This is a genomic window from Serratia sp. (in: enterobacteria), from assembly GCF_046715635.1.
Classification (GTDB): domain Bacteria; phylum Pseudomonadota; class Gammaproteobacteria; order Enterobacterales; family Enterobacteriaceae; genus Chania.
Genome location: NZ_JBKJYW010000086.1, coordinates 1 through 7,927, shown reverse-complemented (window position 1 = coordinate 7,927; position 7,927 = coordinate 1). Strand labels below are relative to the sequence as shown.

Below are 7,927 nucleotides of genomic sequence, written 5' to 3'. Positions count from 1 at the left end.
CCGCTTGTTGTCTAACCCAGCTACGTTAAAATGGTTTCATATTCCGCACCGAAGGAAAGATTATGAAGCTGATGTTCGCCTCGGACCTGCATGGTTCACTCTCCGCCACCGACAAAATCCTCGAACTGTTTGCGCAAAGCCAGGCCGATTGGTTGATATTGTTGGGCGATTTGCTCAACCACGGTCCGCGCAATGCCTTGCCGGATAACTATCAACCTGCGCAGGTAGCCGCACGATTAAATCACGTTAGTGACAAGATCGTGGCCGTTCGCGGTAATTGCGACAGTGAAGTCGATCAGATGCTGCTTTCCTTCCCGATGATGGCACCCTATCAGCAGGTGCTATTGGCCAAAAGACGATTGTTTTTAACCCACGGGCACCTTTATCATCCCACCACATTGCCACCTTTGGCGGGTGGAGACGTGCTGGTGTATGGCCATACGCATTTGCCTCAGGCACAAAGGCAAGGGGAGATCTACTGTTTTAATCCGGGTTCGGTCAGCATCCCGAAAGGGGGTTTTCCGGCCAGCTATGGCATACTGGCGGATGACGTCTTGAGCGTGCTCGAGTTGCACAACGGCAAGGTTGTTGCAGAGGTGGCGTTAACGCACTAATTTTATAGACCCGGTAGCTCGAAAGTGGCAGCCATAGCTGTGGCTTGACAGAGCAGGGGCACATATCAAGAATCATTGAAGCATAACCCGTGCGCGGCATGCATCGCGCCCAAAAAAGAAGGTTTTACAGGATGGCGGAACAGGATCAGGCTGCAGATACCGAGTGGGTTGATATCGTCAACGAGCAAAACGAAGTGATTGCTCAGTCCAGTCGTCAACAGATGCGTGCCCAACGGCTGCGTCATCGTGCGACCTATATTGTGGTGCATGATGGAATGGGGAAAATTTTGGTGCAGCGACGCACTGACACCAAGGATTTTTACCCGGGTTGGATGGATGCCACCGCAGGGGGAGTGGTACAAAGCGGGGAAAACGTGTTGGACTCTGCCCGCCGTGAGGCCGAAGAGGAGCTGGGTATCGCCGGGATCCCGTTTGCCGAACATGGCTTGTTTTACTTTGAAGAGCAACAGTGCCGTATTTGGGGTGCGTTGTTTAGCTGCGTCGCCAATGGCCCGTTTGCTCTGCAGGAAGAAGAAGTGGCTGAAGTGAGCTGGTTGACGCCAGAGGAGATCACTGCCCGCTGCGACGAGTTCACGCCCGACTCACTGAAGGCATTATCGCTGTGGTTGACGCGTAATAACGGCCAAGACTACGGTAAGCCGCTGCAGCGTGAAAGCAGAGCCAGCTCTGGCGAGGAAGACGCCTGATTTAACGTACGGCCTTGCTGCCCACAGAGTAGCAAGGCCGTCTATTCTTCTCCCCAGTTAGATCCTCCCCCCTTGCCAAACAGTTTCCAGTACAGATGTAACCATCAATGACCCCATTCATACTTCTTCTCTCGCCCCAAATTCGCTGATTTTATCTACCTACAATTGGTTAACCGATCTCATCAAAATTTCCATCGTTGGCGTTACAAATGCACTGTGAATAAATATGGTTATTTATCATTGTGTTAACTGTTATTTTTGCTTTGGTTTTGATAATTTTTGTTTTTAAATAAAAAAATCAAAACAACGTTTCTACTTTGGTCACACTTTTGCCATCCGCTGAATGACGTTGGGAAAATTTCAGATATAATAATTTGAAATAGTGTTTCAGTTTGTTGGTTGGTAGATGCCGGAATCATCTGGGAGACCGAAAAATGGACTTAGCCTTCTGTAGCAAGCAACCCGACTGCATAGTGACAACGCGAGCATTGATCGCCGATTACTGGCTGAGATGGGTCAGCGATCGCCTGAAAAAATTTATTGATTTATCACTATGGGGGGGATGCTGAACCTGGGCAGACTGCCCGGCTTTTCATTTCTATCGTTCAATATTAGTTAAATTTTACTTAACTATCGTTCATTTTTTTTCTATTTAAATGGCTATGGGTAACAACCATGAATGAAAACAGAATGCTGGGGTTAGCCTATATATCACCTTATATAATAGGGTTGATCATATTTACGGCGTTCCCCTTTGTGTCATCATTCTTGCTGAGCTTTACAGAATATGACCTGATGAATCCCCCGGTATTTAACGGGGTGGAAAACTATCGTTATATGCTGATGGAGGACCATCTTTTTTGGAAATCGATGGGTGTCACCTTTGCATATGTATTTCTGACCATCCCGTTAAAATTGGCGTTTGCGTTAGGTATCGCTTTTGTCCTTAATTTTAAGCTGCGCGGCATCGGCTTTTTCCGTACGGCGTATTACGTTCCTTCTATCCTGGGCAGCAGCGTGGCTATCGCCGTGCTGTGGCGAGCTCTGTTTGCCATTGACGGGCTGCTCAACAGCTTTATCGGTGTCTTGGGTATGGATCCGATCAACTGGTTAGGTGAACCTTCACTGGCATTAATGTCGGTCACGTTGCTGCGCGTATGGCAGTTCGGCTCCGCGATGGTGATCTTCCTGGCGGCGCTGCAAAACGTGCCACAGTCACAATATGAAGCGGCCATGATTGATGGTGCTTCCAAGTGGCAGATGTTTATGAAGGTCACGGTACCGCTGATCACACCGGTGATTTTCTTCAACTTTATTATGCAGACCACGCAGGCGTTCCAGGAGTTTACGGCCCCGTATGTGATTACCGGGGGCGGGCCAACCCATTACACCTATCTGTTCTCACTGTATATCTACGATACCGCCTTTAAATATTTTGATATGGGTTACGGTGCCGCATTGGCGTGGATCCTGTTCCTGGTTGTGGCCCTGTTCGCCTCAATCGCCTTTAAATCATCGAAGTATTGGGTCTTCTACTCGGCAGACAAGGGTGGCAAAAATGGCTGACATGCAACAGAACCAATTACCCATGTCCAACGCGCAGGAAATGGCTGAGCGTGAAGTTCAGCGCACATTGCGTCGGGAAAAAATCAGCGCCGCTATTCGCTACGTCGTGCTGCTGCTGGTGGGATTGTTGATGCTTTATCCGCTGGTGTGGATGTTCTCGGCATCGTTTAAGCCCAATCAGGAGATCTTCACCACCCTGGGTCTGTGGCCAGAAAATGCGACCTCGGACGGTTTCGTCAACGGTTGGAAAACCGGCACGGAATATACCTTTGGTCACTACATGCTAAACACCTTTAAATTTGTGATCCCCAAGGTGTTATTAACCATCATCTCTTCGACCATTGTGGCCTACGGCTTTGCCCGCTTTGAGATCCCGTGGAAGAAATTCTGGTTTGCCACGCTGATCACCACCATGTTGCTGCCAAGCACGGTGCTATTGATCCCGCAATACATCATGTTCCGTGAAATGGGCATGTTGGACAGTTATCTGCCGCTCTATTTACCGCTGGCATTTGCGACCCAAGGGTTCTTCGTCTTTATGTTGATCCAGTTCCTGCGTGGTGTCCCACGGGATATGGAAGAGGCGGCCCAGATCGATGGTTGTAACTCGTTCCAGGTGCTGTGGTATGTGGTGGTGCCAATCCTGAAACCGGCGATTATCTCCGTTGCTCTGTTCCAGTTTATGTGGTCGATGAATGATTTTATTGGCCCGTTGATTTACGTCTATAGCGTTGATAAGTACCCGATTGCGCTGGCGTTGAAAATGTCTATCGACGTGACAGAAGGTGCACCGTGGAACGAAATCCTGGCTATGGCAAGCATCTCTATTCTGCCGTCTATCATCGTGTTCTTCCTGGCCCAACGCTACTTTGTGCAGGGCGTTACCAGCAGCGGAATTAAAGGTTAATTGAGGATCTATCATGGCTGAAGTCATTTTTAACAATCTGCAGAAAGTGTACAGCAACGGTTATAAGGCAGTGCATGGCATTAACCTGACCATTGCCGATGGCGAGTTTATGGTGATTGTCGGCCCTTCCGGCTGCGCCAAATCGACCACATTACGGATGCTGGCAGGGCTGGAAACCATTAGCGGCGGCGAAGTGCGCATCGGCGATCGCGTAGTGAATAACCTGGCCCCTAAATCCCGTGGTATTGCCATGGTGTTTCAGAACTATGCGCTGTATCCGCATATGACGGTAAAAGATAACCTGGCGTTTGGGCTGAAGCTGAGCAAGCTGCCTAAAGAGCAGATTGAAGAGCAGGTTAACGAAGCCGCCAAGATCCTGGAGTTGGAAGAGCTATTGGATCGTTTGCCGCGGCAACTCTCGGGTGGGCAGGCACAGCGTGTGGCCGTAGGCCGCGCGATTGTGAAAAAGCCAGACGTGTTCCTGTTTGATGAACCGTTGTCTAACCTGGACGCCAAGCTGCGTGCTTCAATGCGTATCCGTATTTCCGATTTGCACAAGCAGCTGAAAAAGAGCGGCAAACCGGCGACCACGGTCTATGTTACCCACGATCAGACCGAAGCCATGACCATGGGCGACCGTATCTGCGTGATGAAGCTGGGCCATATCATGCAGGTGGATACGCCAGACAACTTGTACCACTTTCCGAAAAACATGTTCGTCGCGGGCTTTATCGGTGCGCCAGAAATGAACATCAAGCCGAGCAAGCTGGTAGAGCAGGACGGCAAAATCGGCCTTACCGTCGGTAACTACACCCTGACCCTCAACCAGCATCAGCAGGACAAGGTCGCCAGCTTTGTCGGGCAGGACGTGTTCTTTGGCGTGCGGCCGGAGTTTGTGTCGATTTCAGAGTCGCCGTTTGAGGGTAACCATTCTGAAGGTGAGCTGGTCCGCGTTGAGAATATGGGCCATGAATTCTTTGTTTACCTGAAGGTGAAGGATTTTGAACTGACCTGCCGTATTCCTTCCGATGACGTCAAACCGATCCTTAAAAATGGGCTGCATCGTCCGGTTTACTTCAAATTCGACATGGATAAATGCCACATCTTTGATGCGAAAACGGAAAAGAATATTTCTCTTTGACAGGAGTTGTAAATAATGAAAAAAATAGTCTTACGTACTCTGGTTGCGTCATCTATGGCGATATTTGCCCATCAGGCCTTTGCTGCTGAGCAGGTTGACTTACGTATGTCCTGGTGGGGAGGCAACGGCCGCCATCAGGTCACGTTGAAAGCGATTGAGGAGTTCCAGAAGCAGAACCCGGATATCAAGGTGAAATCGGAATATACCGGCTGGGACGGTCATCTTTCACGCCTGACCACCCAAATCGCCGGAGGCACCGAGCCGGACGTGATGCAAACCAACTGGAACTGGCTGCCGATCTTTTCAAAAACCGGCACCGGGTTCTATGACCTGAACAAGGTGAGTGAGTATCTGGATCTGACCCAGTTTGATCCCAAAGAGCTGCAAACTACCACGATTGACGGCAAGCTGAACGGTATTCCGATTTCAGTGACCGCGCGTATTTTCTATTTTAACGATGTCACTTGGAAAGACGCTGGTGTGCAATATCCCAATAACTGGGATGAATTGCTGGCCGCCGGTAAAACCTTCAAAGAAAAGCTGGGCGATAAATATTATCCGGTGGTGTTTGAGCACCAGGACACCTTCGCACTATTACGTTCCTACATGATCCAAAAATATAACGTCGATATTATCGATGAAGCGCAGAAAAAGTTTGCCTATAGCGAAGCACAATGGGTCGATTTCTTCCAGATGTATAAAAACATGGTAGACAGCCACGTCATGCCATCATCGAAATACTACGCCTCGTTCGGCAAAAACAACATGTATGAGATGAAGCCATGGATTGCGGGGGAATGGGGTGGGACCTATATGTGGAACTCCACTATCAACAAATACTCTGACAACCTGAAAGCACCGGCCAAGCTGGTATTGGGCCCATACCCGATGCTGCCGGGTGCCAAGGATGCCGGGTTATTCTTCAAGCCGTCGCAGATGTTCTCGATTGGTAAAAGCAGCAAACACCCACGCGAAGCGGCCATGCTGATTAACTTCCTGTTAAACAGCAAGGAAGGGGTTGAGGCGCTGAAGCTGGAGCGGGGTGTTCCGTTAAGTAAAGCGGCCGTTAGCCAATTGACAGAAAGTGGTGTGATCCAGGATAGCGATCCGGCGGTTTCCGGGTTGAAGCTGGCGTTGTCCTTGCCGCATGCCATCAGCGCTTCACCGTATTTTGACGATCCGCAGATCGTGGTGCTGTTCCAGGATGCCATTCAGAACATCGATTATGGTAAAAAAACGGTGCAGGAAGTGGCAACTGATTTCCAGCGCCAGGGCGACCGTATTCTGAAACGCGCAATGAGATAAGGCTTATTTAAATAGCTGTTGGTCATAGTGACACAGCTGGGAATTATGCAGAACGCCGACACGCCGTGAACCCGTCCCTGGGGGATCGAATCGCGCATCCATGCGCTCAACGGTCGGCTAACCTGCATAATTTCCCACCCGCCGGAGAATTAGGCGTAGCGGTATTACGTATCGCTATTTAGGGTGGATGAAATCTGTATTTATCATGAAGTATAAAACTCAATTTAAATTGTAGTGACGCTTTAACGTTCTGAGTTATAAGTATTTCAAATAACACTATAACCCCCTTAATTAGAGTGGGGATGTCTTTTCTATTATTGATGATAAGGGTAGTAATAATGAAATTTAAATTATTGACTCTGGTGTTAGCCTCGGTAGCAAACTTTAGTGCAATGGCCATGTCGCTCGACCTGCGTCATGAATGGCAGGATACAGCCAAAGGCGACCATAAAAATCGTATGCTGGTCTCGCATCGTTTCGATAACGGCCTGGGATTCTCTCTTGAAGGCAAATGGCGTCAGGACTCTTCAGACTCAACGCCTGATAAACCTTTCCACGAGCAGGTCAGTAACGGGACGGAGGCCGTGGTCAGCTATCAGCATAAATTTGATGCGATCACCCTGCAACCCGGGTTCTCGCTAGAGTCCAACAGTAATAATAACGGTTATCGTCCTTATCTGCGTGCGCAGTATAACTTTACCAAAGACATTTATGTGGCAGGCCGATATCGCTACGAATATAAGCGCACCACCTCAAAAGGTTCAGAGGGCGATGAGAAAACCAACCGTGGCGATTTTTGGTTAGGTTATAATTTCTACAAGGACTGGTCAGCCGAATATAACTACGTGTATAAGAGCAGCAACAAGGTTATTTTTGACGATGGCAAAACCGATTACGAGCATAACGTCAAGCTGGCTTACAAATGGGATAAAAACTGGAAGCCTTATGTTGAAGTCGGGAACGTGAAGCAAGATAGCCAAAATGATAACCGTCAGACACGCTACCGTGTCGGGGTCTCTTATAGCTGGTAAGGAATGGTGAGACTACCGGGAATGCCGTACTATCAGCGGATTCCCGGTATCATCCCGATTAACAACTGCTGCGACGACACAACGTAGACGGAATCGACCCTGCTGGCAGCCAGGGCTGATCGTTCAAGTGCGCCACTAATGCCTTACCTGCCCGGGGTACACACCATCCGTAAGCAGTCGTCACGCATTTATCCTTCACTATCGGCAAGGCTAATCTGTTGCGTGGCATCAACGCGGCGGTGATTGACAGGTTTACGCTCAAGCCTATCGATCGTGAAATCATCATAACCTTTGCGGCTAAAACCGGCAGGATCGTCACCTGCGAGAACCACAGCATTCATAACGGACTTGGCTCGGCGGCGGCAAATGAGCTGTTGAGCCCTCACCCCAACCCTCTCCTACAGGGAGAGGGAGCTGATAGCCCGTGCTCTGTTGGAGGTAAATAGGTAATGCCTCATCATTCTCCCTGTACAGACTGGGGAAGGGTAAACAGGTGTTCAAGGACATGGTGAACACTTTTTAACATTCTTTACCCATGACGATCCGCCTATTTCTCAGGTCGAACGCCCCCTTATCCAAGGTGCGTCACTGCATTTTCAGACCCACTCGATCGGTCCCCTCTCCCTGTGGGTGTACAGACCGGGGACATGGTAGAC

General features: G+C 49.4%; 7 protein-coding genes and 1 pseudogene. All 8 read left to right on the top strand.

Translation table 11 applies throughout. From position 1 onward, the window contains the following. Positions 1–62: 62 nt before the first annotated feature. Positions 63–614 carry a phosphodiesterase gene (gene yfcE, locus ACLQ7H_RS04095; protein WP_411751565.1) on the top strand — a complete coding sequence of 184 codons (552 nt, stop codon included), beginning with the start codon at positions 63–65 and terminating at the stop codon, positions 612–614. 131 nt (positions 615–745) lie between these two features. Then, positions 746–1,321, top strand: coding sequence for an NUDIX hydrolase YfcD (yfcD, locus tag ACLQ7H_RS04090; protein WP_411751564.1), 576 nt, complete (start codon positions 746–748; stop codon positions 1,319–1,321). Between the two features lie 675 nt (positions 1,322–1,996). Then, positions 1,997–2,887: a carbohydrate ABC transporter permease gene (locus tag ACLQ7H_RS04085; RefSeq protein ID WP_411751563.1), complete on the top strand. Its 891-nt coding sequence runs from the start codon at positions 1,997–1,999 to the stop codon at positions 2,885–2,887. After that, the gene (locus ACLQ7H_RS04080) at positions 2,880–3,794 is read left to right on the top strand and encodes a carbohydrate ABC transporter permease (protein ID WP_411751562.1); all 915 of its coding nucleotides are present in this window, start codon (positions 2,880–2,882) and stop codon (positions 3,792–3,794) included. The genes ACLQ7H_RS04085 and ACLQ7H_RS04080 overlap by 8 nt, the downstream gene beginning before the upstream one ends. A gap of 13 nt (positions 3,795–3,807) precedes the next feature. Further along, a complete protein-coding gene (locus ACLQ7H_RS04075) occupies positions 3,808–4,935 on the top strand; it encodes an ABC transporter ATP-binding protein (RefSeq protein ID WP_411751561.1) in 1,128 nt (375 codons plus the stop codon). Between the two features lie 15 nt (positions 4,936–4,950). Beyond that, on the top strand, positions 4,951–6,240 hold the full coding sequence (locus ACLQ7H_RS04070) for an ABC transporter substrate-binding protein (protein WP_411751560.1): 1,290 nt from the start codon (positions 4,951–4,953) through the stop codon (positions 6,238–6,240). Between the two features lie 338 nt (positions 6,241–6,578). Next, positions 6,579–7,271 (top strand): oligogalacturonate-specific porin KdgM family protein, encoded by a 693-nt coding sequence (locus ACLQ7H_RS04065; protein ID WP_411751559.1) that lies wholly within the window; start codon positions 6,579–6,581, stop codon positions 7,269–7,271. Between the two features lie 194 nt (positions 7,272–7,465). Next, positions 7,466–7,669: pseudogene (locus ACLQ7H_RS04060) on the top strand (transketolase C-terminal domain-containing protein); the annotation flags it as partial. Positions 7,670–7,927: the final 258 nt, after the last annotated feature.